At 70.3% G+C, this 22373-nt stretch carries 21 protein-coding genes; 11 read left to right on the forward strand and 10 right to left on the reverse strand.

Translation table 11 applies throughout. The annotated features are described in order from the left end of the window. Positions 1–25 precede the first annotated feature (25 nt). Positions 26–547: an FKBP-type peptidyl-prolyl cis-trans isomerase gene (locus ACQY9S_RS02305; protein WP_428422960.1), complete on the reverse strand. Its 522-nt coding sequence runs from the start codon at positions 545–547 to the stop codon at positions 26–28. A gap of 25 nt (positions 548–572) precedes the next feature. On the opposite strand from ACQY9S_RS02305, the gene ACQY9S_RS02310 reads away from it, so the two are divergent. The 3 genes from ACQY9S_RS02310 to ACQY9S_RS02320 all read left to right on the forward strand — a co-directional run bounded on the left by ACQY9S_RS02310 (position 573) and on the right by ACQY9S_RS02320 (position 2676). Further along, positions 573–1718 (forward strand): JmjC domain-containing protein, encoded by a 1146-nt coding sequence (locus ACQY9S_RS02310; RefSeq protein ID WP_428422961.1) that lies wholly within the window; start codon positions 573–575, stop codon positions 1716–1718. Next, positions 1711–2253, forward strand: a complete 543-nt coding sequence (locus tag ACQY9S_RS02315) for a hypothetical protein (protein ID WP_428422962.1) — start codon at positions 1711–1713, stop codon at positions 2251–2253. Before ACQY9S_RS02310 ends, ACQY9S_RS02315 begins: the two co-directional genes overlap by 8 nt. 141 nt (positions 2254–2394) lie before the next feature. Continuing rightward, positions 2395–2676, forward strand: a complete 282-nt coding sequence (locus ACQY9S_RS02320) for a hypothetical protein (protein ID WP_428422963.1) — start codon at positions 2395–2397, stop codon at positions 2674–2676. Positions 2677–2774: 98 nt separating this feature from the next. Here the strand turns inward: ACQY9S_RS02320 and ACQY9S_RS02325 are convergent, their stop codons facing one another. From ACQY9S_RS02325 to ACQY9S_RS02350, 6 genes are all read right to left on the reverse strand, one after another. Next, entirely contained in the window at positions 2775–3542 is a 768-nt protein-coding gene (locus tag ACQY9S_RS02325) for an MBL fold metallo-hydrolase (protein WP_428422964.1), read from the reverse strand. Between the two features lie 23 nt (positions 3543–3565). Next, positions 3566–4738, reverse strand: a complete 1173-nt coding sequence (bamC, locus tag ACQY9S_RS02330; RefSeq protein ID WP_428422965.1) for an outer membrane protein assembly factor BamC — start codon at positions 4736–4738, stop codon at positions 3566–3568. An 89-nt stretch (positions 4739–4827) separates the two neighbouring features. Then, positions 4828–5709: a 4-hydroxy-tetrahydrodipicolinate synthase gene (dapA, locus tag ACQY9S_RS02335; RefSeq protein ID WP_428422966.1), complete on the reverse strand. Its 882-nt coding sequence runs from the start codon at positions 5707–5709 to the stop codon at positions 4828–4830. A 59-nt stretch (positions 5710–5768) separates the two neighbouring features. Continuing rightward, a complete protein-coding gene (locus ACQY9S_RS02340; RefSeq protein ID WP_428422967.1) occupies positions 5769–6356 on the reverse strand; it encodes a class I SAM-dependent methyltransferase in 588 nt (195 codons plus the stop codon). Beyond that, positions 6353–6487: a hypothetical protein gene (locus tag ACQY9S_RS02345; RefSeq protein WP_428422968.1), complete on the reverse strand. Its 135-nt coding sequence runs from the start codon at positions 6485–6487 to the stop codon at positions 6353–6355. Before ACQY9S_RS02345 ends, ACQY9S_RS02340 begins: the two co-directional genes overlap by 4 nt. Positions 6488–6494: 7 nt before the next feature. Further along, positions 6495–7715, reverse strand: coding sequence for an MFS transporter (locus ACQY9S_RS02350; RefSeq protein WP_428422969.1), 1221 nt, complete (start codon positions 7713–7715; stop codon positions 6495–6497). Positions 7716–7875: 160 nt separating this feature from the next. Between ACQY9S_RS02350 and ACQY9S_RS02355 the strand changes: the two genes are divergently transcribed. Genes ACQY9S_RS02355 through parC form a run of 6 tightly spaced genes read left to right on the forward strand, consistent with a single transcriptional unit; the run spans position 7876 to position 14763 of the window. Continuing rightward, on the forward strand, positions 7876–9153 hold the full coding sequence (locus tag ACQY9S_RS02355) for an NRAMP family divalent metal transporter (RefSeq protein ID WP_428422970.1): 1278 nt from the start codon (positions 7876–7878) through the stop codon (positions 9151–9153). A 46-nt stretch (positions 9154–9199) separates the two neighbouring features. Beyond that, a complete protein-coding gene (locus ACQY9S_RS02360) occupies positions 9200–11179 on the forward strand; it encodes a DNA topoisomerase IV subunit B (protein WP_428422971.1) in 1980 nt (659 codons plus the stop codon). Next, positions 11176–11715 carry a GNAT family N-acetyltransferase gene (locus ACQY9S_RS02365; RefSeq protein ID WP_428422972.1) on the forward strand — a complete coding sequence of 180 codons (540 nt, stop codon included), beginning with the start codon at positions 11176–11178 and terminating at the stop codon, positions 11713–11715. Before ACQY9S_RS02360 ends, ACQY9S_RS02365 begins: the two co-directional genes overlap by 4 nt. A 45-nt stretch (positions 11716–11760) precedes the next feature. Further along, positions 11761–11997 carry an AbrB/MazE/SpoVT family DNA-binding domain-containing protein gene (locus tag ACQY9S_RS02370; RefSeq protein WP_428422973.1) on the forward strand — a complete coding sequence of 79 codons (237 nt, stop codon included), beginning with the start codon at positions 11761–11763 and terminating at the stop codon, positions 11995–11997. Next, entirely contained in the window at positions 11994–12392 is a 399-nt protein-coding gene (locus ACQY9S_RS02375; protein ID WP_428422974.1) for a PIN domain-containing protein, read from the forward strand. The genes ACQY9S_RS02370 and ACQY9S_RS02375 overlap by 4 nt, the downstream gene beginning before the upstream one ends. Before the next feature lie 52 nt (positions 12393–12444). Continuing rightward, entirely contained in the window at positions 12445–14763 is a 2319-nt protein-coding gene (gene parC, locus ACQY9S_RS02380) for a DNA topoisomerase IV subunit A (RefSeq protein ID WP_428422975.1), read from the forward strand. 24 nt (positions 14764–14787) lie between these two features. On the opposite strand, the gene ACQY9S_RS02385 is transcribed toward parC, so the two are convergent. From ACQY9S_RS02385 to ACQY9S_RS02395, 3 genes are all read right to left on the reverse strand, one after another. After that, positions 14788–15141: a hypothetical protein gene (locus tag ACQY9S_RS02385; protein WP_428422976.1), complete on the reverse strand. Its 354-nt coding sequence runs from the start codon at positions 15139–15141 to the stop codon at positions 14788–14790. A gap of 76 nt (positions 15142–15217) precedes the next feature. Next, on the reverse strand, positions 15218–15745 hold the full coding sequence (locus tag ACQY9S_RS02390; protein ID WP_428422977.1) for a disulfide bond formation protein B: 528 nt from the start codon (positions 15743–15745) through the stop codon (positions 15218–15220). Then, on the reverse strand, positions 15742–16206 hold the full coding sequence (locus ACQY9S_RS02395) for a RidA family protein (RefSeq protein WP_428422978.1): 465 nt from the start codon (positions 16204–16206) through the stop codon (positions 15742–15744). The genes ACQY9S_RS02390 and ACQY9S_RS02395 overlap by 4 nt, the downstream gene beginning before the upstream one ends. A gap of 100 nt (positions 16207–16306) precedes the next feature. Here ACQY9S_RS02395 and ACQY9S_RS02400 point away from each other — a divergent pair, with 100 nt between their 5' ends. Together ACQY9S_RS02400 and ACQY9S_RS02405 are read left to right on the forward strand one after the other, a co-directional pair. Further along, a complete protein-coding gene (locus ACQY9S_RS02400) occupies positions 16307–18853 on the forward strand; it encodes a DNA internalization-related competence protein ComEC/Rec2 (RefSeq protein ID WP_428422979.1) in 2547 nt (848 codons plus the stop codon). Between the two features lie 36 nt (positions 18854–18889). Next, positions 18890–22372: a DUF2126 domain-containing protein gene (locus tag ACQY9S_RS02405; RefSeq protein ID WP_428422980.1), complete on the forward strand. Its 3483-nt coding sequence runs from the start codon at positions 18890–18892 to the stop codon at positions 22370–22372. Position 22373: the final 1 nt, after the last annotated feature.

Here is a 22373-nt window from a genome sequence, read left to right on the forward strand (position 1 = left end):
GGCCGACCACCGCGCGGCGCGGTCGTCAGTGCAGGTGAGGCGAGGGCGGCACGGCGTTCAGCACCGTCAGTGCCGAGGTGGCGACCGAGCCGTGCTCGATTTCCTCTTCGCTCGCCGCGCGCACGTCACGCACCTTCAGTGCCAGCACCATCGCGACGCCGGCCAGCGGGTGGTTGCCATCGAGCACCACGTGGCTGTCGTAGACCTCGGTGATGGTGTACACGGTGTCGAGCGGCAGGTCGCGCGTCGTCGTGCCCTCGGGCGGACCGTCGAACTGCATGCCGGCCTCGATGTGTTCCGGGAAGACGCTGCGTTCCTCGAAGAACACCAGGTCGGCATCGTAGTCGCCGAAGGCATGCTCGGGCTCCAGGTGCAGCGTCGCCTCGAAGCCTTCGGCTTGACCGACGAGCGACTCCTCGACCTTCGACAGCAGGTCGTCGCCGCCGACGAAGAACTCCACCGGCTCGGCCAGCTCGTCGATCAGCTGGCCGTGGGTGTCTTCGAGTCGCCACGTCAGACTGACGACGCAGGGGGGCGTGATTTGCATGAAAGGATGATCGCACAATGAGCCCATGCAACTGCCTCCCGACATCGACACGCCGACCCCTTTGCTCGGCTCTCTGAGTCCTCGGCGTTTCATGCGCCGGCACTGGCAAAAGAAGCCGCTGCTGATCCGCCGGGCGGTCCCTGGTGTGCAAGCGCCCTTGAGCCGCAGCGCGCTGTTCGCGCTGGCCGCGGGCGAGGCCGTCGAGTCGCGTCTGATCGTGCGGCGGGGCGAGACCTGGACGCTGCGCTGCGGCCCGTTGCCACGGCGCGCGCTGCCGCCGGTCGCGCAGGCGGGCTGGACGCTGCTGCTGCAGGGCCTCGACCTGCATGTGCCCGCCGCGCACGAGCTGCTGTCGATGTTCCGCTTCGTGCCCGAGGCACGGCTCGACGACCTGATGCTGTCCTGGGCCAGCGATGGCGGCGGCGTGGGGCCGCACATCGACTCCTACGACGTGTTCCTGCTGCAGGTGCAGGGCCGGCGCCGCTGGCGCATCGGCCCGCCCGGCGACGGCTCGCTGCGGCCGGGCCTGCCGCTGAAGATCCTCGCGAATTTCGAGCCGCGGCAGGAGTGGCTGCTCGAACCCGGCGACATGCTCTACCTGCCGCCCGGCTGGGGCCATGACGGCGTGGCCGAAGGCGAATGCATGACCGCGTCGATCGGCTTTCGCGCGCCGGCCCGCAGCGAGCTGGCACGCGAGGTCCTGGGGCGGCTGATCGAGCGCGATGACGACGGCCCGCAGGTGCTCTACCGCGATCCGTCTCAAGCGGCGACGACCGAGCCGGGGCGCATTCCGGACGCGCTGCAGCGCTTCGCTGCCGACGCGGTGGCGCGTGCGCTGCGCGATCCGCGGGCGCTGCAGGCCGCGCTCGGCGAGGCGCTGACCGAACCCAAGCCGCGCGTCTGGTTCGCGCCGCCGGTCGAGGTGCCGGCGATCGGAGCCGGCGTGCGGCTGGACCCGCGCACGCGCATGATGTACGACCCGGTCCACGTGTTCGTGAACGGAGAATCCTGGCGTGCCGCGGGCCGCGATGCAGCGCTGATGCGCCGGCTCGCCGATCGGCGCGCGTTGTCGGCCGGCGAACTCGCACGGGCGAGCGGTGCCGCTCACGAACTGCTGACGCAATGGGCCGAAGACGGCTGGCTTCAAGCCATGGGAGAAGACGATGACTGAAGGGACCGAACGGCAAGCACCCGAGACCGCCGCCACGGATCCGGCGCAGGCCGGCGCCGGCACGCAGGTGATCGACACGCGCGAAGGCTTTTCCGAGGCGCTGCTGGCGGCACTGGAGGCCTGCGCCGAGGCCGGCGTCAAACAGCTCTGGCTGTGCGACCCTGATTTCGCGCGCTGGCCGCTCGGGCAGCCGGCCGTGATCGAGGCCTTGATACGCTGGGCCAATTCGCGGCGTCGGCTGACGCTGCTGGCCGCCGACTATGGCGGTTTTGCGCAGCGTTTCCCGCGCTGGGTCGCCTGGCGGCGCCAGTGGTCGCATATCGTCCAGTGCCTCGCCGTCCATGAGGAGCTTGCCGACAAGCTGCCCACCTTGCTGTTCGCGCCGGAACTCGTGGCCGTGCGCTTGCACGACGGGGAGCGCTATCGCGGACGTGTCTACCGCGAGCAGGCCGATTTGGTGCAGTGCCGGGAGTTGATTGAGGCACTTTCACAACGAGCGGACGAGAGCTTCCCTGTAACTACGTTGGGTCTATGAGGGTATGCACCATGTTCGGGATACACTCTTGGGCTAGGCACAGGACTGCTCGAGCTGTCCTGGTCTTGTTCGGAACTCGACGTTGTTCGGCGGGTTCTGCCACACCGGTGTTGTTTGAACCCTTCGTTTGAGGACCTCATGATGAAAAAATCGCTCCTGCTTGCCACGTTGATTGCTGCTGCTGCCCTCGCCGCTTGCGGCAAGAAGGAAGAAGTTGCGGCCACCGCAGCTTCTGCTGTCGACGCTGCCGCTTCGGCGACGGCGCAGGCTGCTTCGGCTGCCAGTGATGCGGCTTCTTCCGCCGCTGCCGCCGCGACTTCCGCCACCGACGCGGCTGCCTCGGCCGCTGCCGGTGCTGCGGCCGGCGCCGCTGATGCGGCTTCGGCTGCCGTCGACGCTGCCAAGGACGCGATCAAGAAGTAAGCTTGTTGGCGGGGCGCAAGCCCTGCACGAGTCGATCGTTTCGAAAAAGCCGCCCTTCGGGGCGGCTTTTTTTGTGGCTGCATGCCCGCGCCTCGAGATCAGGCCAGGTCCAGCCAGGCGAAGCCTGCGCTCGCATTGGCCACCACGATATCGGCGGGCCCGGCACCCAGCGCAGCGGCGAGGGCCGCCGCCGCCAGCTCGGGGCGGTTGTTCTGCGCACTCAGGTGCGCTGCCACGACGTGGCGCAGGCCGGCATGACGGCAGGCCGCGAGCACTTCGGCCGCACTGTCGTTCGCGAGGTGTCCGAGGCGCCCGCCGACGCGGGCCTTCAGGGACGCCGGGTAGCTCGAAGCTGCCAGCAGGGTGCGATCGTGGTTGCACTCCAGCAGCAGCGCGTCGCAGCCTTGCAATGCACCCAACAGGTGCTCGGTGCTCGATCCGGCGTCCGTGAGCACGCCGAGCCGGTGCGTGCCGTCGCTGCAGCTCAGCTGCAGCGGTTCGGCGGCGTCGTGGGGCACGGTGTAGGGCGCAAGCTCGAGGTCCCCCACGACGACCGGCGCGCCGTCGCGCACGAAGTGCAGCAGCCCTGCGTCGAGTTCGGGTGCGCCGATCGCGCGCCAGGTGCCGCGGCTCATCCACAGCGGCAGCCGGTGACGCCGCGCCAGACTCAGCGCGCAGCCGATGTGGTCGCCGTGCTCGTGGGTGATGAAGACCGCATCGATGTTGGCGGCTGCCAGCCCGACGCGACCCAGCCGCAGCCCCAGCTCCTTGAGCGTGAAGCCGCAGTCGATCAGCAGGCGCGTCCCGCGCGCCTCGACCAGGGTGGCGTTGCCGGTGCTGCCGCTGCCGAGGCTGCAGAAGCGCATGCGTCGGGCGGGCGGGTGCGACGCTACTTCAAGTCGGTCGCCAGCAGCTCCAGGATGCGCTGCGCGGCGTCGCCGGTCTCGGAGCTGCCCTGGTTGTTCAGCACGGTCACGAGGGTCGAGTCGGCCTGCTGGCTCTTCACCGCGATGCGGTAGCGGGCGAGGCCGCCCTGCGCGGCGGCGTCCTTCTTGCCGCCACCGAACAGCTTGCCGAAGAAGCCGGGCTCGTCCTTGCCCACCTGCGCCGGGTCGACGTAGCGCACGTAGTACAGGCCCTGGGCGCGGTCACGGTCTTCGACGGTGAAGCCGCTGCGGTCCAGTGCCAGACCGACGCGGCGCCAGGTGCGGTCGAAGCCTTCGTCGACCTGCAGGCCGGTACCGATGCCGGCCAGCAACCGTGCACGCGCGGTGGCCGGGGCTGGCGCCACCGCTGCAGCCGAGGCGGCCGCAGCGGCGGCCTTGGCCTGCTCTTCCTTCCCGCCGATCTTGAGCATCAGGCGCGACAGCATCAGCGCTTCGAGCTCCGGGTCGGCCGGGCGCGGCTGCCACACCGTGCTGTCCTTGCGCTCGCTGGTGTAGACCTCGACCATGCCGCGGTGGCTGATGTAGATCTCGGTGCCGCCATCGGTGCTGCGCTCGAGGCGGGTGCGGAAGCGGTCGCGCTCGCCGGTGTCGTAAACCGAATCGAAGACCTTGCCGATGGTGCTGCGGATGACGTCCTGCGGCAGCTTGGCGCGGTTCTCGGCCCAGTTGGTCTCCATCAGTCCGGTGTCGCGCTGCTCGAGCTCGAGCTGGAAGCCGCGCTCCTGCCAGAACGCCTGCAACTGCGGCCACAGCTCCTCGGGGGTCTGCCGGGTCGCCAGCCACCGCTGGCTGCCCGCGCGTTCGAGGGTCACTTCGCCGACCACCTTGGGCGCGACATTGGCCGTGCTGCCCGCCGCGGTGGGCGCTGCGCTGTTGGGTGCAGCCGTCTGCAGCGCCGAGGCGCTGATCGTGCCGCCGGCCGGCTGGTAGCGCTGGTCGGGCGAGAGCTGCGTCAGGTCGGGCGGAACTTCGAGCGAGACGGTCTTCGCGCCTTTGGTCTTGTAGTCGACCTTGTCACCTTGCAGGGCATTGTTGATCGTGCAAGCCGAGAGGCCGGAAGCCACCGCCAGCAGCAGGAAACGGGCGGGAACGTTGAATCGACTTTGGAAACTCACGGGAGGCTTCTCCGGGGATCGGGCTGGGCGGGCCGCCGGGGTGGCGGGGCAGTGGAGCGCGGGGCAAGGGTGAAGCGGTGGTCCGGGTGTCACAGCAGTCCGGCTTCGCGCAGCGATTGCTCGACCGCCGGCTGCTGGCCTGCGCTGAGCGGTGTGAGCGGCAGCCGCAGCGTTCCGCCGCAGCGGCCCATGCGCTGCAGCGCCCATTTCACGGGAATCGGATTCGGCTCGCAGAACAACTGCTTGTGCACCGGCAGCAGCTTCAGGTGGATCTCGGCGGCGCGCTTCGCGTCGCCGGCCATCGCGGCAACGCACAGCGCGTGCATCGCGCGCGGCGCGACGTTGGCCGTGACGCTGACGTTGCCGTGGCCGCCGAGCAGCATCAGCGCCACCGCGGTCGGGTCGTCGCCGGAGTAGATCGAGAAGCCCTTCGGCGCCTGCCTGATCAGCCAGCACGCGCGTTCGATGTTGCCGGTGGCTTCCTTCAGACCGACGATGCCGGGCACCTGGGCCAGCCGCAGCACCGTCTCGGGCAGCATGTCGGCCACGGTGCGGCCGGGCACGTTGTAGAGCACCACCGGGATGTCCACCGCCTCGGCGATGGTCCGGAAATGCTGGTACTGGCCTTCCTGCGTCGGCTTGTTGTAGTAGGGCACGACCTGCAGCGTGCAGTCGGCGCCGACCTGCTTCGCGTAGCGGCTGAGCTCGATCGCCTCGCGCGTGGAATTCGCGCCGGCACCCGCCATCACCGGCACACGGCCGGCGACATGCTCGACCGCGACGCGGATGATCTCGCAGTGCTCCTCTGGCGTGACCGTCGGCGACTCGCCGGTGGTGCCGACCACGCCGATGCAGTCCGTGCCTTCGGCGATGTGCCAGTCGATCAGGCGACGCAGCGCGGGGTAGTCGACGCTGCCGTCATCATGCATCGGCGTGACGAGCGCCACGATGCTGCCAACGATGGGTTTCATGGGGAATCCTCTGAATCCTGCGATTTTAGCCAGCCGCGGCAGCGAGGCTGACGGGGCGGCTACAAGGGATAACGCGGTGGCGTTGCCGACGCCGACGCGCCGGCCTGCGCCTCGTGCACGGCGGCGATGCGCTGTACGAAGCGCAGCGGCATCTCCAGAGTGCCGTCCTCGTAGCCGAGCACGCGCCAACCGTTGCCTTGCTCGCGCACCGCATCCAGCAGCTCGCCCGGCCGCAGCAGGAACTCCGGGTTCGACGGCTTGCCGACGGTCTGGTTCCCGAGCCCGAAGGTCTCGTAGATCAGGCGGCCACCCGGTGCCACGCTGGCGAAGAGGGCCGGCAGCAATGGCCGCCACAGGTAGTTGGTGACGATCACGACGTCGAACTCGCGGCCCGCCAGCGGCCAGGGGCCGGACTCGATGTCGGCGACGATCAGTTCTTGCGAGGGCTGTTCGGCACGCAACGCCGCGAGCGCGGCAGCATCGCGGTCGACGCCGGTGAGCCGGTGCCCCTGCGCCGCGAGCCAGCGCAGGTGCCGACCCGAGCCGCAGGCCACGTCGAGCACGCGTGCGCCCGCCGGCAGCCCGCGCGTCCAGCGTTCCACCCACGGCGACGGCACAAGCCCGCCATGCGTTGCGGCGAGCGTCATCCCAGGCAACTCCACACGCGGTTGGCCAGGTCGACCATCAGGTCGGGCTGCAGGTAGGCCATGAAGACGGCGGCCAGGGCGGTGGCCGCGGCGACCCAGGTCAACGTGCGCTGGACGGCGGCAAGTCGCATGGCTGGCTCAGGCCGCTGCCGGCACGGCGCGCCGGATGGCGGTTTCCCGCACCGGCAGGTTGATGACCGCGGCGAACACGCCGAGCGCGACCGCGATCCACCACACCACGTCGTAGCTGCCGGTCGCGTCGTAGAGCTTGCCGCCCAGCCACACGCCGAGGAAGCTGCCGATCTGGTGCGCGAGGAAGACGAAGCCGCCCAGCATCGAGAAATGCTTGACGCCGAAGATCTGTGCCACGACTGCGTTGGTCGCCGGCACCGTCGACAGCCACAGCAGGCCCATCGCAACCGAGAACGCATAGACCGAGGCCGGCGTCAGCGGCAGCAGCAGGAAGGCGATGATGGCCACCGAGCGCAGCGCATAGATGGTCGCGAGGATGTGGCGCTTGGGCAGCCGCTGGCCCAGCACGCCGGCTGCGTAGGTGCCGAACACGTTAAACAGGCCGATCAGCGCCAGCGCCGTCGTCGCCACCTGCGGCGACAGGCCGTGGTCCTTCAGGTAGCTCGGCATGTGAACGCCGATGAACACGACCTGGAAGCCGCACACGAAGTAGCCCGCCATCAGCAGCTGGAAGCTGCGGTAGCCGAAGGCCTCGCGCACCGCCTCGCCGATGCTCTGCTGCACGCCGGGGGCGGCCGCGCGCTGCGGTTCCTTCAGACCGAAGGCCAGCGGCACGATCGCCAGTGCCGCGCAACCCAACAGGATCAGCGCCTCCTGCCAGCCGAAGCCCGAGATCAACCAGCTCTCCACCGGCACCATCAGGAACTGGCCGAAGGAGCCGGCCGCGGCGGTGATGCCCATGGCCCACGAGCGCTTCTCGGGTGCGACGGTGCGGCCGATCACGCCGTAGACGATGGCGTAGGTGCAGCCGGCCTGGGCCATGCCGATCATCAAGCCGGCGCTGCCGGTGAAGGCCAGGCCCGAGGTGGCGAGCGCCATCAGCACCAGCCCGGCCGCGTAGAGCACCGCGGCCATCACGAGCACCTTGAAGGCGCCGTAGCGATCGGCCAGCATGCCGGCGAAGGGCCCGGCGAGGCCCCACGCCAGGTTCTGCACCGCCAGCGCGAAGCCGAAGGTTTCACGCGTCCAGCCGCGGTCCGTCGTGACCGGCTGCAGCCACAGGCCGAAGCCATGGCGGATGCCCATCGACAGCGTCACGATGGCCGCGCTGCACAGCAGCACCTGGGCCATCGAGAGCGTCTGCGGGGCGCGGGCCGGCGGATTCATGGGCCGATTGTCAGGGGTTCCGACAATCGCTGCAGGAGGTCGGCGACCGGCCGGGTCCCGTGCCAAGGTCTTCATGATGGCGTCAGCCGCGAGCGCCGATGATGCGTCCCGTCATGCCGGGGCCTCCCCTCCCTTCCCGGTGGCAACCAAGGACAAGACCATGGCGTTCCGACGAAACCTGGCCCACTGGCGGCGACGCCTTTCGCAGCTCGGCCCCGGCCTCATCACCGGGGCCGCCGACGACGATCCGAGCGGCATCGCGACCTACTCGCAGGCCGGCGCGCAGTTCGGGTTCGGCATGGCCTGGACCCTGGTCTTCACCTACCCGCTGATGACGGGCATCCAGATGGTCAGCGCGCGACTGGGCTGCCTCACCGGCAAGGGCCTGGCCGCCAACATCCGTGATCGCTATCCGCGGCCGGTGCTGCTGGTCCTCGTCGGTCTGCTGGTGGTCGCGAACGTCATCAACATCGCCGCCGATCTGGCCGCGATGGGTGAAGCGCTGCGCTTGATCGCCGGCGGCGCTGCGCACGTCTATGTGGTGAGCTTCGGGCTGCTGTGCCTGGTGTTGCAGGTGTTCCTGCCCTATGCCGGTTACGTGCAGTGGCTCAAGTGGCTGACGCTGGCCTTGCTGTCCTATGTCGCCGTGGTGTTCAGCGTGCATGTGCCCTGGGGTGAAGTTGCGCGCGGGCTGGTCTGGCCCCGGCTGAGCTGGGACGGCGCCACGGTCACCATGGTCGTCGCGGTGTTCGGCACCACGATCAGCCCCTATCTGTTCTTCTGGCAGGCGGCCCAGGAAGTCGAAGACCTGCGCGCCGCCGCCGGCGGTGGCGACTGGACGCACAGCGCGGCCGAGGTGCGGCGCCACCTGCGGCGCATCCGCTGGGACACCTTCATCGGCATGGGCTTCTCGAACCTGATCGCGCTGTTCATCATGCTCAGCACCGGCGCCACGCTGTATGCGGCGGGCGTGCGCGACATCCAGACCTCGGCGCAGGCGGCCGAGGCCCTGCGGCCGGTGGCCGGCGAGGCCGCCTTCCTCGTGTTCGGGCTCGGCATCATCGGCACCGGCCTGCTCGCGGTTCCCGTGCTGGCCGGCTCGGCCGCCTACGCGGTGACCGAGGCGATGGCCTGGCGCGGCGGGCTCGATCTCAAGCTGCAGCGCGGCGAAGGCAAGCGCTTCTACACCCTCATCGCCGTCGCGACGGTCGGCGGCGTGCTGCTCGATTTCTCGCCAGCCGATCCCATCAAGGAACTGTTCTGGTCGGCGGTCATCAACGGCGTGATCGCGGTGCCGATCATGGTCGTGTTGATGCTGCTGGGCGGCGACCGCGAGGTGATGGGCGGCAACACCATCGGTGCCCGCCTGCGCTGGCTCGGCTGGCTGGCGGCGGCGGCGATGGCGGCCTCCGTGGTCGCGATGTTCGTGCTGTGGTAAGCCCGCGCGCCGGTGCACGCACGGCGGCTCCCTAGAATCTTCGGCCATGGCAACCAAACCTTCCGCGCCGGGCCGTTACGGCGAATCGTCCATCCGCGTGCTCAAGGGCCTGGAGCCGGTGAAGCAGCGTCCGGGCATGTACACCCGCACCGACAACCCGCTGCACATCGTGCAGGAGGTGATCGACAACGCCGCCGACGAGGCGCTCGCCGGCCACGGCCAGCGCATCGCCGTGACGCTGCACACCGACGGCTCGGTCAGCGTCGACGACGACGGCCGCGGCATCCCGTTCGGCCTGCACCCCGAGGAGCAGGTGCCGGTGGTCGAGATCGTGTTCACGCGGCTGCACGCCGGCGGCAAGTTCGACAAGGGCTCGGGCGGCGCCTACAGCTTCTCCGGCGGCCTGCACGGCGTGGGCGTCAGCGTGACCAATGCGCTGTCGACGCGGCTGCAGGTCGCGGTGTTCCGCGAGGGCAAGGTGGCGACGCTGGCCTTCGGCGGCGGCGACGTGATCGAGCCGGTGGCCCTGCGCAAGGCCGGCGCCGCGGACCGCAAGCAGGGCACCGGCGTGCGCGTGTGGCCCGACCCGAAGTACTTCGAGAGCGCCGAGCTGCCGAAGAACGAGCTGGTGCACCTGCTGCGCAGCAAGGCGGTGCTGATGCCGGGCGTGAGCGTGACGCTGACGCACGAGAAGACCGGCGAGCTGCAGACCTGGCGCTACGAGGGCGGGCTGCGTGACTACCTGATGCAGACGCTGCTGGCCGACCCGGTGATCCCGCTGTTCGAGGGCGCGCACTACGCCGAGGAAGGCGAGACCGAGAACTTCGCCGAAGGCGAGGGCGCGGCCTGGTGCGTGGCCTTCACCGAGGACGGCGCGGCGGTGCGCGAGAGCTATGTGAACCTGATCCCCACGGTGGCTGGCGGCACCCACGAGTCGGGCCTGAAGGACGGCCTGTTCCAGGCCATCAAGGGCTTCATCGAGCTGCACGCGCTTTGCCCGAAGGGCGTGAAGCTGATGCCCGACGACGTGTTCTCGCGCGCCAGCTTCGTCCTCTCGGCCAAGGTGCTCGATCCGCAGTTCCAGGGCCAGACCAAGGAGCGGCTCAATTCGCGCGATGCGCTGCGGCTGGTGTCCACCTACGTCAGGCCGGCCTTCGAGCTGTGGCTGAGCCAGCACGTCGAGCATGGCCGCAAGCTGGCCGAGCTGGTGATCCGCCAGGCCCAGGCGCGCCAGCGCGCCGGGCAGAAGGTCGAGAAGCGCAAGGGCTCGGGCGTGGCGGTGCTGCCCGGCAAGCTGACCGACTGCGAGAGCCGCGACCTGGCCATGAACGAGCTCTTCCTCGTCGAGGGCGACTCGGCCGGCGGCAGCGCCAAGATGGGCCGTGACAAGGAGACCCAGGCCATCCTGCCGCTGCGCGGCAAGGTGCTCAATTCCTGGGAGGTCGAGCGCGACCGGCTGTTCGCGAACAACGAGATCCACGACATCTCGGTCGCGGTCGGCGTCGACCCGCACGGCGCGAACGACGAGCCCGACCTGTCCGGCCTGCGCTACGGCAAGATCTGCATCCTCAGCGATGCCGACGTCGACGGCTCGCACATCCAGGTGCTGCTGCTGACGCTGTTCTTCCGGCACTTTCCGAAGTTGATCGAGACCGGCCATATCTTCATCGCCAAGCCGCCGCTGTTTCGCGTCGATGCACCGGCGCGCGGCAAGAAGCCGGCCGCCAAGCTCTATGCGCTCGACGAGGGCGAGCTCACCGCCATCCTCGACAAGCTGCGCAAGGAAGGCGCGCGCGAGACCAGCTGGACCATCAGCCGTTTCAAGGGCCTGGGTGAGATGAACGCCGAGCAGCTCTGGGACACGACATTGAACCCGGACACGCGGCGCCTGCTGCCGGTGAGCTGGGGCGTGCTCGACTTCGGCGCGACGGCGGTCTCCTTCAACAAGCTCATGGGCAAGGGCGAGGCGGCCTCGCGGCGCGAGCTGATGGAGCTGCACGGGGATGCGATCGAGGTGGACGTGTGAGCGAGTCCTGCACCGGGGTGCGCCTGCGTCCCACCATGCTGTCCGACCTCGACTTCGTGCTGACGGTCGAGCAGGACCCTGCCTGCCGCCCCTACATCACGCCCTGGGAGCGCACCCAGCACGAAGGCGCGGTGCGCTTCCCTGATTTCCGCCACTTCATCGTCGAGGCCGGTGCCGGCACGCAGGCCGTCGGCTTCGTGATCCTGCAGGGCTGCCGCAGCCGGCATCGCTCGATCGAACTCAAGCGCATGGTGGTCATGACGCAGGGCAGGGGCCTGGGCCGCGCCTGCCTGCGCCAGCTCAAGCAGATGGCGTTTCGCGACCTGCATGCGCACCGCTTCTGGCTCGACGTGAAGACCCACAACGTGCGCGCCAAGGCGCTCTACGACAGCGAGGGCTTCGTCGAGGAGGGCCGACTGCGCGAATGCGTGCGCAACGAAGAGGGCAGCGAACCGGTCTACGACTCGCTGATCGTGATGTCGCTGCTCGAAGCCGAGTACGCCGTGCGGCGGCAAGCGGGGCAGGAAGCCGCTTGAGATATACAATTCTGCACCTGTATATCCAGAACGGTCGGAGATTCCATGCAAGTCTCGAAATGGGGCAACAGCCTGGCGGTGCGGCTGCCGGCAGCCGTGGTCGAAGTGCTCGGGCTCAAGGAAGGTGATGACATCGAGATCGGCGTCGCCGGCAAGGGCAAGTTCATCGTCAGTCGCTCGCCGAGCAATCGCGAAGTTCTCGCGCGTCTGCGCAAGTACCGCGGGCAGCTGCCGGCCGACTTCAAGTTCGACCGCCTCGAAGCCTACGAGGGCCGCGGGTGACCCGCAGCGCTTTCTTCGACACGAACATCGCGCTCTATCTGCTGACCGGCGACGAGGCGAAGGCCGATCTGGCCGAGGATCTGCTGGCCACGGGGGGCACGATCAGCGTGCAGGTGCTGAACGAGTTCGTTGCCGTGGCGCGGTGCAAGGGTGCGACGCCGTGGCCGAAGATCGACGAAGTTCTCTCGGCGTTGCGGCAGGTCTGCCGGGTCGAGCCCTTGACGGTCGCGACCCATGAGCGGGCCCTGGCCTTGGCCCGGCGCTACGGCTTCCCGATCTACGACGCCACCATCGCGGCCAGCGCCTTGCTGTCGGGTTGCACGACCTTGTACTCCGAGGACTTCCAGCACGGTCAGACCCTGGACGGCCTGACCATCCACAACCCGTTCCGTTGAACGCACCGAAGCACGACAAAAGCACACGGCCCGAGGCCGGTGACCCGCCTGCATGACCATCGAATCCGATCTCTTCAACGCCCCCCCAGCGGGTGAACCTGGCGATGCCATCACGCTCGCCCACTACGCCGAACGCGCCTACCTCGAGTACGCGCTGAGTGTCGTGAAGGGCCGCGCGCTGCCCGACGTGTGCGACGGACAGAAGCCGGTGCAGCGCCGCATCCTCTACGCGATGGAGCGCCTGGGCCTGGCCTTCACCACGGCCGGCGGCCCGAAGGCGATGAAGAGCGCGCGCGTCGTCGGCGACGTGCTGGGCCGCTACCACCCGCACGGCGACACCGCGGCCTACGACGCGCTGGTGCGCATGGCGCAGGACTTCTCGCAGCGCTACCCGCTGATCGACGGCCAGGGCAACTTCGGCTCGCGCGACGGCGACGGCGCCGCGGCGATGCGCTACACCGAGGCCCGCCTCGCGCCCATCACCCGGCTGCTGCTCGACGAGATCGACGAGGGCACGGTCGACTTCATCCCCAACTACGACGGCTCGACCCAGGAGCCCCGGCAGTTGCCGGCGCGGCTGCCCTTCGTGCTGCTCAATGGCGCGAGCGGCATCGCGGTGGGCCTGGCGACCGAGATCCCCAGCCACAACCTGCGCGAGGTGGCGGCGGCGGCGGTCGCGCTGATCCGCAACGACAAGCTCGCCGACGACGAGCTGTTCACGCTGCTGCCGGGGCCCGACTATCCCGGTGGCGGCCAGATCATCAGCCCGGCCGCCGACATCATGGAGGCCTACCGCGGCGGCCGCGGCTCGCTGAAGGTGCGCGCGCGCTGGAAGATCGAGGACCTGGCGCGCGGCCAGTGGCAGCTGGTCGTCACCGAGCTGCCGCCGGGCACCAGCGCGCAGAAGGTGCTCGAGGAGATCGAGGAGCTGACCAACCCCAAGGTCAAGACCGGCAAGAAGGCGCTGTCGGCCGAGCAGACGCAGCTCAAGACCGCGGTGCTGTCCGTGCTCGATGCGGTGCGCGATGAATCCGGCAAGGAGTCTGCCGTGCGCCTGGTGTTCGAGCCCAAGAGCCGCAGCGCCCCGCAGCAGGAGCTGGTCAACGTGCTGCTGGCGCACACCAGCCTGGAGACCTCGGCGCCGATCAACCTGACGATGGTCGGCGCCGACGGGCGGCCGACGCAGAAGTCGCTGCGGCAGATGCTCGCCGAGTGGATCGGCTTCCGGCTCACGACGGTGCAGCGGCGCACGCAGCACCGTCTGACGAAGGTGCTGGACCGCATCCACATCCTCGAGGGCCGGCAGCTGGTGCTGCTGAACATCGACGAGGTGATCCGCATCATCCGCAATGCCGACGAACCGAAGCCGGCGCTGATCGAGCGCTTCCGGCTCAGCGACCGCCAGGCGGAGGACATCCTCGAGATCCGGCTGCGCCAGTTGGCGCGGCTGGAGGCGATCAAGATCGAGCAGGAGCTGAAGAACCTGCGCGAGGAGCAGACCAGGCTGCAGGACATCCTGGACAGCCCGGCCTCGCTCAAGCGCACGGTCGTGAAGGAAATCGAGGCCGATGCCAAGGCCCACGGCGACGCGCGCCGCACGCTGATCCAGGCCGAGAAGAAGGCGGTGGCCGAGGTCAAGGTGATCGACGAGTCGGTCACGGTGGTCGTCAGCGGCAAGGGCTGGGTGCGCGCGCGCCAGGGCCACGGGCACGACGCCGCGGGCTTCGCCTTCAAGGCCGGCGACACGCTGTACGGCACCTTCGAGTGCCGCACCGTCGACACGCTGCTGGTGTTCGGCTCGAACGGGCGCGTGTACTCGGTGGCCGTCAGCGGTCTGCCCGGCGCGCGCGGCGACGGTCAGCCGATCACCGCGATGATCGAGCTGGAGTCGGGCACGCAGCCGCAGCACTACTTCGCCGGACCGGCCGATGCCACGCTGCTGCTCGCCAACACCGGCGGCTATGGCCTGCTCGCGAAGGCCGGAGACCTGCAGTCGCGCCAGCGCGGCGGCAAGGGCTTCCTGACGCTGGCCGACGGCGAGAAACCGCTGCCGCCCAGCCGCGCCGACGCTGCCACGCAGCTCGCCTGCCTGAGTCTCGGTGGCCGCCTGCTCGTGTTCGCGCTCGACGACCTGAAGCTGCAGCCCAAGGGCGGGCGCGGGCTGACGCTGATGGACCTGGAAGCGAAGGACGCGCTGGTCAGCGTGGCGGCCTTCGAGAAGACGCTGCGTGTGCTCGGCAGCGGTCGCGGCGGCAAGCCGAAGGACGAGACCCTCGGCCCGGCCGCGGTGGCCGTCTACAAGGGCGTGCGGGCGCGCAAGGGCAAGCCGGCCGACATCGGCTTCAAGCCGACCTGGCTGCTGCGCGCCTGAACGGCCGCACCGGCGGCCGGTGGCTCACTTGCCGCGCGCGGTGCGGCGCGGTCGCGACGGCGCGTTGACCGCCGGCTGGGACGCCGCCGAAGCCTTGGTCGCCGCCTTGCGGCGCGGGGGAACGGCCGGGGCGGCGGCCCGCACCGGCGCCGATGCGGGAGGGCTCGGCGGCACGACGAGTCCCATCGGCGGCTGTACCGGCAGGCTCGGCCAGCTCGTGCGCCAGTAGCGCCACCAGTCCTCGGTCGCCTGGGTCGCCTGCTGCCAGAGCTCGCGCTGCGTCTCGGCGAGGGCGTCCGGCGTCCACAGCGCGGCATCCGGCGTGGGGGGCGGCACGCTGTCGCCGTCGGGGAACCAGAAGCGGTGCCAGGGGGTCATGGCCGGTCTCCTTCGGCGCGTTCCTGCGCCGCGGGCAGCAGCATAGTCTTCGTGCGTGACGCTGTGTTGACCTCGTTCAGGCCCGGGATTTGCGATGCCACAGCAGCAACGCGGCGGTGAGGCCCAGCAAGGTGAACAGCAGCCCGCTCCACACCTCGAAGGGCTGCCCGAGCAGGCGGGCGGACGCGGCCTCGGCGCAGGTGGCCGTGACCTGGAACAGCCACGGCACGGCGGTCTCGAGGCCGGTCACGTTCAGGAAGCGGTCGGCCAGCGTGAAGGCGCAGCTGCTGTCCTGCGCCGCGACCTGGTGCTGGAACACCGCCGCGGCGATGCCGCCCGCCGAGAGCATGAACACCAGCAGCGTCGCGAGCAGCGTCGCCGCCCGCGCCGGCGTGGCCCAGCCGACCAGCGCGACCGCGGCGATCGCGAGGTAGAGCACCCGCTGGAAGATGCACCACGGGCAGGGCAGCATGCCGAACGCATGCTGCGCGACCAGCGCCGCGCCGACCGCGGCGACGCAGATCAGCGCCACCAGCGCCAGCACGCCGCGCGGCACGCGGTGAAAGACGCTGGCGGGGCGGGATCCCTTGCCGGCAGCCGTCACGCAGCCACCTCGGCGATCAGCTCGATCTCGACGCAGGCGCCCATCGGCAGCTGGGCCACGCCGAAGGCGCTGCGGGCGTGGGCACCACGGTCGGCGCCGAACACCTCGCCGATCAGCTCGGACGCGCCGTTGGTCACCAGGTGGTGCTCGGTGTAGCTGGGTGCGCTGTTGACCAGGCTCAGCAGCTTGACGATGCGCAGCACGCGCTCGAGGTCGCCGCCGACCGCGGCATTCAGCGTGCCCAGCAGGTCGATCGCGACTGCGCGCGCGGCGGCCTTGCCGGCGTCGGTTGCCATGTCGGTACCCAGCTGGCCGACATGCGGTTTGCCGCCCTGCTTGGCGATGTGGCCCGACAGGAAGACCAGGTTGCCGCTGCGCACGAAGGGCACGTACGCGGCGGCGGGCACGGCCACCGGCGGCAGCACGATGCCGAGGTCTTTGAGGCGTTGCTGGATCGACATGACGAGGCTCCTTTGCGCGGGCGCCGATCGTACCGCGCGGCCCGTCACCCCCGTCGTGCAAGGCCTCCCGCCGGCTCGTGTGCCTGCCTACACTGGCCGCATGCCTTCCTTCCCTCCGACGCCGGTCGCGAGCGTGCTGGCCGCGGGTGCCGGCGTGGTGCTGGGAGCGGCGCTGCAACTGCAGCAGGCGGCACTGTGGCCGCCGCCCGGCTATGCGGCCCTTTGCGCGCTCGGCCTCGCAGCATGGGGCCTGTTCGCGATCCTGCGTGGCCGTGCCGGCGGTGCGGTCCCCCGGGCGGCGCTGCTGGCCGGTGTGCTGGTGGCATCGGCCGGTGCCGCGACGAGCTTCGGGGCCACCGGCTTGCGAGCCGGCTGGCGGCTGGCCGAGCAGCTGCCGGCCGGACTCGAAGGCCGCGACATGGTCGTGGTCGGCGTGGTCGCCGGCCTGCCGCAGCGGTCGCCCGATGCCTGGCGGTTTCGCTTCGAACCGGAGTCGGCGCGCATCGGCGACGCGGCCTTGGACCTGCCGTCGCGGCTGACGCTCGGCTGGTATGCGACGCCCGACGGGGCCGAGCTCCCGATGCTGCGGGCCGGCCAGCGCTGGCAGCTGACACTGCGGCTCAAGCGACCGCACGGCCTGTCCAACCCCCAGGGTTTCGACTACGAGTTGTACCTGTTCGAGCAAGGCGTGCGCGCCACCGGCACGGTGCGCACGACGCGCGGCACAGCGAACCGCCTGCTCGGCGAAGCGGCCGGCCAGGCGATCGACCGGCTGCGGCAGTCGGTGCGCGATGCCATCGCGGCGCGCGTGGCCGACCCGTCGTCGGCCGGCGTGCTGGCGGCGTTGGCGGTGGGCGACCAAGCCGCGATCGAGCGCGAGGACTGGGCGCTGTACCGCAACACCGGCGTCGCGCACCTGATGTCGATCAGCGGCCTGCACGTCACGATGTTCGCGTGGCTCGCGGGCCTGTGCGTCGGCTGGTTGTGGCGTCGCAGTGCGCGCGCGATGCTGGCCTGCCCGGCCCCGCTCGCCGCGCGCTGGGGGGGCGTGGCGGCGGCCTGTGCCTATGCGGTGTTCTCCGGCTGGGGCGTGCCGGCGCAGCGCACGGTCGTGATGCTCGCCACCGTGGCCATGGTCGCTGCCGCGGGTCTGCGCTGGAGCTGGCCGCTGGTCTGGACCGCAGCGATGGTCGTCGTGACGGCGATCGACCCGTGGGCGCTGCTGCAGCCGGGCTTCTGGTTGTCGTTCATGGCCGTCGGCCTGCTGCTGGCCTCGGGCGAGGTTCGCGGACTGGCCGCAGCCGGCCCCCGCCTCGCGCCTGACCCGGCACGTCCACGCTGGCGCGGCATCCTGGCCCGGCTTCGGTCCCTGCTGGCCGGCGGTCTGCGCACCCAGCTGGTCGCGACGCTGGGCCTGGCCCCGTTGACGCTGGTGTTCTTTCAACAGCTGTCGCTGGTCGGCTTCGTCGCCAACCTCGTCGCCATTCCGGTGGTCACGCTGCTGGTCACACCGCTGGCGCTGCTCGGCGTGCTGCTGCCGCCGCTGTGGCTGCCCACGGCCTGGGTGGTGGAGCGGCTCAATGACGGGCTGCAGGTGCTCGCGGCGCCGGCCTGGGCGGTGTGGTCGGTGCCCGCCGCGCCGCCGTGGGCGGTGGCCTGCGGTCTGTTCGGCGCGGCGCTCGCGCTGGCGCCGCTGCCGTGGCGCGTGCGTGCGCTCGGCTTGCCCCTGCTGCTGCCGCTGCTGGTGCCGACGGTGGTGCGACCCGCAGCGGGCGCCTATGAGATGACGGTGGTCGATGTCGGCCAGGGCACGGCGGTGCTGCTGCGCACGGCGGGGCACACGCTGCTCTACGACACCGGGCCGCAGTATTCGCGTGAAGCCGATGCCGGCGAACGGGTGCTGCTGCCGCTGCTGCACGCGCTCGGGGAACGAGGGCTCGACCTGTTGATGCTCAGCCACCGCGACACCGATCACGTGGGCGGTGCCGCCGCCGTGCTGCGCGCGCTGCCGGTGGCGCGGCTCGCGAGCTCGCTCGAAGCGAGTCACCCCTTGCTCGCGCTGGCCGGTGCGCGCGGTGTCGGTGTCGTGCCTTGCGAGGCCGGCCAGCGCTGGGTCTGGGACGGTGTGCGCTTCGAGCTGCTGCATCCCACGGCCGAGGCGCTGCTGGCCGCCGAGCGCGTCAAGACCAAGCCCAATACCCTGAGCTGCGTGTTGCGCGTCAGTGGTCGCTGGGACCAGCAGGAGCGGGCGGTGTTGCTGACCGGCGACCTCGAGAGCGAGCAGGAGGCGAGGCTGGTGGCCGCGCGAGGCGGGGCCCTCGCGAGCGAGGTGCTGCTGGTGCCGCACCATGGCAGCAAGACCTCGTCCAGCCCGGCCTTCCTGGACGCCGTGGCACCCCGGGTTGCCGTCGTGCAGGCCGGCTACCGCAACCGTTTCGGCCACCCGGCGCCCGAGGTGCTGGCGCGCTATGCCGAACGCGGCATAGCGGTGGTCGACAGCCCGCGCTGCGGCGCCTGGCGCTTCGGGCCGCAAGGCCGCGCCTGCTGGCGTCCACAGGTCCGGCGCTATTGGCATCACCCCGACACGGGCTACACGCACAATGGCGTGGAAGTTGCTAACCCTGCGGAGCCGGAATCGACCGACTGACGCCGGCACGCACCGCCCGTTCCGAAGGAGAGCCTCTTGTCGATTCATGTCGCGCTGAACCATGTCACGCACTACCGCTACGACCGGCGCGTCGCGCTCGGGCCGCAGGTGGTACGCCTGCGGCCGGCGCCGCACTGCCGCACGCCGATCCTCAGCTATTCACTGCGCGTCGAGCCGGTCGACCATTTCATCAACTGGCAGCAGGACCCGTTCTCGAACTACCTCGCGCGGCTGGTGTTTGCCGAGAAGACGACCGAATTCAAGATCACCGTCGACCTCGTTGCCGAGATGTCGGTCTACAACCCGTTCGACTTCTTCCTCGAACCCAGCGCCGAGAATTTTCCGTTCAGCTACGAAGAAGGCCTCGAGCGCGAGCTCGCGCCCTATCTGGTGGGGGGCGAGCTGACGCCGCGCTTCAAGGCCTTCGTCGACAGCGTGCCGCGCAAGACGCAGCGCACGATCGATTTCCTGGTGGGCCTGAATCAGCGCCTGCAGCACGACATCAGCTACCTGATCCGCATGGAGCCCGGCGTGCAGACGCCCGAGCAGACCCTGGAGTCCGGTGCCGGTTCCTGCCGCGACACCGGTTGGCTGCTGGTGCAGGCGCTGCGCCACATGGGCCTGGCGGCACGCTTCGTCTCGGGCTACCTGATTCAGCTCAAGCCCGACGTGAAGTCGCTCGACGGCCCGAGCGGCGCCGAGACCGACTTCACCGATCTGCACGCCTGGTGCGAGGTCTACCTGCCCGGGGCCGGCTGGATCGGTCTCGACCCGACCTCGGGTCTGATGGCCGGCGAGGGCCACATTCCGGTCGCCTGCACGCCCGAGCCATCGAGCGCGGCACCGGTCGAAGGCGGGGTCGACGAGAGCGAGGTGGAGTTCGTCCACTCGATGAGCGTCACCCGCATCCACGAGTCGCCGCGCGTGACCAAGCCCTACACCGAGGAGCAGTGGGCGCAGGTGCTGTCGCTCGGCGAGCAGGTCGACCTGCAGCTCAAGGCGCAGGACGTGCGGCTCACGCAGGGCGGCGAGCCGACCTTCGTGTCGGTCTACGACCGCGAGGGCGCCGAGTGGAACACCGCCGCGCTCGGCCCCACGAAACGCGGCTTCGCCAACGAGCTGGTGCAGCGCCTGCGTGCGCGCTACGGCGTCGGCGGCTTCCTGCACTTCGGGCAGGGCAAGTGGTACCCGGGCGAGCAGCTGCCGCGCTGGGCGCTGAGCATCTTCTGGCGCGCCGACGGCGAGCCGTGCTGGATCGACCCGACGCTGTTCGCCGACGAGCGCCAGCCCACCGGCTACAGCGAGGTCGAGTCCAAGGCCTTCATCGAGTTGCTGGCGCGCAAGCTCGGCCTGGCCACCGACTACATCCAGGCCGGTTATGAAGACACCTGGTACTACCTGTGGCGCGAACGCCGGCTGCCGGTCAACGTCGACCCCTTCGATGCGCGGCTCGACGACGAGCTGGAGCGCGCCCGCCTGCGCAAGGTGTTCGACCAGGGGCTCGCCAAGGTCGTCGGCTACATGCTGCCGATCAAGCGCGAGCCGGGTGCGCCCGGTCTGGCCGGGCCGAGCTGGACCACCGGCCCCTGGTTCTTCCGTGACGAGCGCATGTACCTGATGCCGGGCGACTCGCCGATGGGCTACCGGCTGCCGCTCGATTCGCTGCCGTGGGTCACGAAGGGCGACTACCCCTACCTGATCGACGCCGACCCGTTCGCGCCGGCCGGCCGGCTGCGCTCGGTCGCCGCGCTGCGGGCGCAGTACGGCGAGCACGCCTTCCGCGCTGCGCAGGGCGCGGGGGCCGGCCCGTCTGCGGACGGCAGCGATGGGGGCGGGGCGGCCGCGCTCGCGGGTGCTTCGCCCGCTGGAGCCGGTGCCGGTGAGGGCGCAGGGGCAGGTGCGGGTGTGGGCACGGGGGCGGGCTCGACGCCAGGCGCTGCCGCCCGCCGCGGGCTGACGCACAGGCCCGCCCGCTTCGAATCGGCCGCGTGGATCACGCGCACTGCGATGTGCGTCGAGGTGCGTGGGGGCATCCTCTATGTCTTCATGCCACCGCTGGAGCTGCTCGACGACTACCTCGACCTGCTGGCCGCGATCGAGGCCACGGCGGCGGCGCTGGGCATCAAGCTCGTGCTCGAAGGCTATCCGCCGCCGCGCGACGTGCGGCTGAAGATGCTGCAGGTGACCCCCGACCCCGGCGTGATCGAGGTCAACATCCATCCGGCCTCGAGCTGGGAGCAACTGGTCGACCACACCGAGTTCCTCTACGAGGCGGCCCACGAAACGCGGCTGTCGACCGAGAAGTTCATGCTCGACGGCCGCCACACCGGCACCGGTGGCGGCAACCACTTCGTGCTCGGCGGCGCCACGCCGGCCGACAGCCCCTTCCTGCGCCGGCCCGACCTGCTGGCGAGCCTGCTGGCCTACTGGCACAACCATCCGAGCCTGTCCTACCTGTTCTCGGGCATGTTCATCGGCCCGACCAGTCAGGCCCCGCGCATCGACGAGGCGCGCAACGACCAGGTGTTCGAGCTCGAGATCGCGCTGCAGGAGATCGAGCGCCAGACCGCGAGCTTCGCGCAGGTGCCGCCATGGACGGTCGACCGCACGCTGCGCAACATCCTGATCGACGTCACCGGCAACACCCACCGTGCCGAGTTCTGCATCGACAAGCTGTACTCGCCGGACGGCCCGACCGGCCGGCTGGGCCTGCTCGAGCTGCGCGCCTTCGAGATGCCGCCGCACGCGCGCATGAGCCTGGTGCAGCAACTGCTGTTGCGCGCGCTGGTCGCGCGCTTCTGGCGCACGCCCTATACCGGCGGCAGCGTGACGCGCCTGACGCGCTGGGGCACCGAGCTGCACGACCGCTTCCTGCTGCCGACCTTCGTGCAGATGGACTTCGACGACGTGCTGGCCGAGTTGCGCCAGGACGGCTTCGCCTTCGATCCCGCCTGGTTCGCGCCGCACTTCGAGTTCCGCTTTCCCGTGATCGGCGGGCTGACGGTGGCCGGTGTCGAGCTGGGCTTGCGGGCCGCGCTCGAGCCCTGGCACGTGATGGGCGAGGAGGGTTCGCCCGGCGGCACGGTGCGCTACGTCGATTCGTCGCTGGAGCGCGTGGAGGTCAAGGTCACCGGGCTCAACGGCAACCGTCACGTCGTCACCGTCAACGGCCGGGCGCTGCCGCTGCAGCCCACGGGCCGCGTCGGCGAATTCGTGGCCGGGGTGCGCTACAAGGCCTGGGCGCCGCCGTCGGCGCTGCACCCGACGATCGGCGAGCATGCGCCGCTCACCTTCGACGTGGTCGACACCTGGATGAGCCGTTCGCTCGGGGGCTGCCGCTATCATGTGGCTCATCCCGGCGGGCGCAACCACGACAGCTTTCCGGTCAACGCCTACGAGGCCGAGAGCCGCCGGCTGGCGCGCTTCTTCAAGCTCGGTCACACGCCGGGCAAGATGCAGGTCGCGCCGGCCCTGCCGAGTCGCGAGTTTCCCTTCAGCCTCGATCTGCGCCACCTCTGAG

It is taken from the genome of Methylibium sp., from assembly GCF_965279545.1.
Classification (GTDB): Bacteria; Pseudomonadota; Gammaproteobacteria; order Burkholderiales; family Burkholderiaceae_C; genus Methylibium.

What these genes read in the sequence shown, in the direction of transcription:
- ACQY9S_RS02340 (WP_428422967.1), bottom strand. Translation starts at nt 6,356, where the DNA reads ATGACGCTCGCCGCAACGCATGGCGGGCTTGTGCCGTCGCCGTGGGTG.
- ACQY9S_RS02310 (WP_428422961.1), top strand. Translation starts at nt 573, where the DNA reads ATGCAACTGCCTCCCGACATCGACACGCCGACCCCTTTGCTCGGCTCT.
- ACQY9S_RS02350 (WP_428422969.1), bottom strand. Translation starts at nt 7,715, where the DNA reads ATGAATCCGCCGGCCCGCGCCCCGCAGACGCTCTCGATGGCCCAGGTG.
- ACQY9S_RS02400 (WP_428422979.1), top strand. Translation starts at nt 16,307, where the DNA reads ATGCCTTCCTTCCCTCCGACGCCGGTCGCGAGCGTGCTGGCCGCGGGT.
- ACQY9S_RS02385 (WP_428422976.1), bottom strand. Translation starts at nt 15,141, where the DNA reads ATGACCCCCTGGCACCGCTTCTGGTTCCCCGACGGCGACAGCGTGCCG.
- ACQY9S_RS02315 (WP_428422962.1), top strand. Translation starts at nt 1,711, where the DNA reads ATGACTGAAGGGACCGAACGGCAAGCACCCGAGACCGCCGCCACGGAT.
- ACQY9S_RS02370 (WP_428422973.1), top strand. Translation starts at nt 11,761, where the DNA reads ATGCAAGTCTCGAAATGGGGCAACAGCCTGGCGGTGCGGCTGCCGGCA.
- ACQY9S_RS02305 (WP_428422960.1), bottom strand. Translation starts at nt 547, where the DNA reads ATGCAAATCACGCCCCCCTGCGTCGTCAGTCTGACGTGGCGACTCGAA.
- dapA (WP_428422966.1), bottom strand. Translation starts at nt 5,709, where the DNA reads ATGAAACCCATCGTTGGCAGCATCGTGGCGCTCGTCACGCCGATGCAT.
- ACQY9S_RS02345 (WP_428422968.1), bottom strand. Translation starts at nt 6,487, where the DNA reads ATGCGACTTGCCGCCGTCCAGCGCACGTTGACCTGGGTCGCCGCGGCC.
- parC (WP_428422975.1), top strand. Translation starts at nt 12,445, where the DNA reads ATGACCATCGAATCCGATCTCTTCAACGCCCCCCCAGCGGGTGAACCT.
- ACQY9S_RS02360 (WP_428422971.1), top strand. Translation starts at nt 9,200, where the DNA reads ATGGCAACCAAACCTTCCGCGCCGGGCCGTTACGGCGAATCGTCCATC.
- ACQY9S_RS02355 (WP_428422970.1), top strand. Translation starts at nt 7,876, where the DNA reads ATGGCGTTCCGACGAAACCTGGCCCACTGGCGGCGACGCCTTTCGCAG.
- ACQY9S_RS02395 (WP_428422978.1), bottom strand. Translation starts at nt 16,206, where the DNA reads ATGTCGATCCAGCAACGCCTCAAAGACCTCGGCATCGTGCTGCCGCCG.
- ACQY9S_RS02325 (WP_428422964.1), bottom strand. Translation starts at nt 3,542, where the DNA reads ATGCGCTTCTGCAGCCTCGGCAGCGGCAGCACCGGCAACGCCACCCTG.
- ACQY9S_RS02320 (WP_428422963.1), top strand. Translation starts at nt 2,395, where the DNA reads ATGAAAAAATCGCTCCTGCTTGCCACGTTGATTGCTGCTGCTGCCCTC.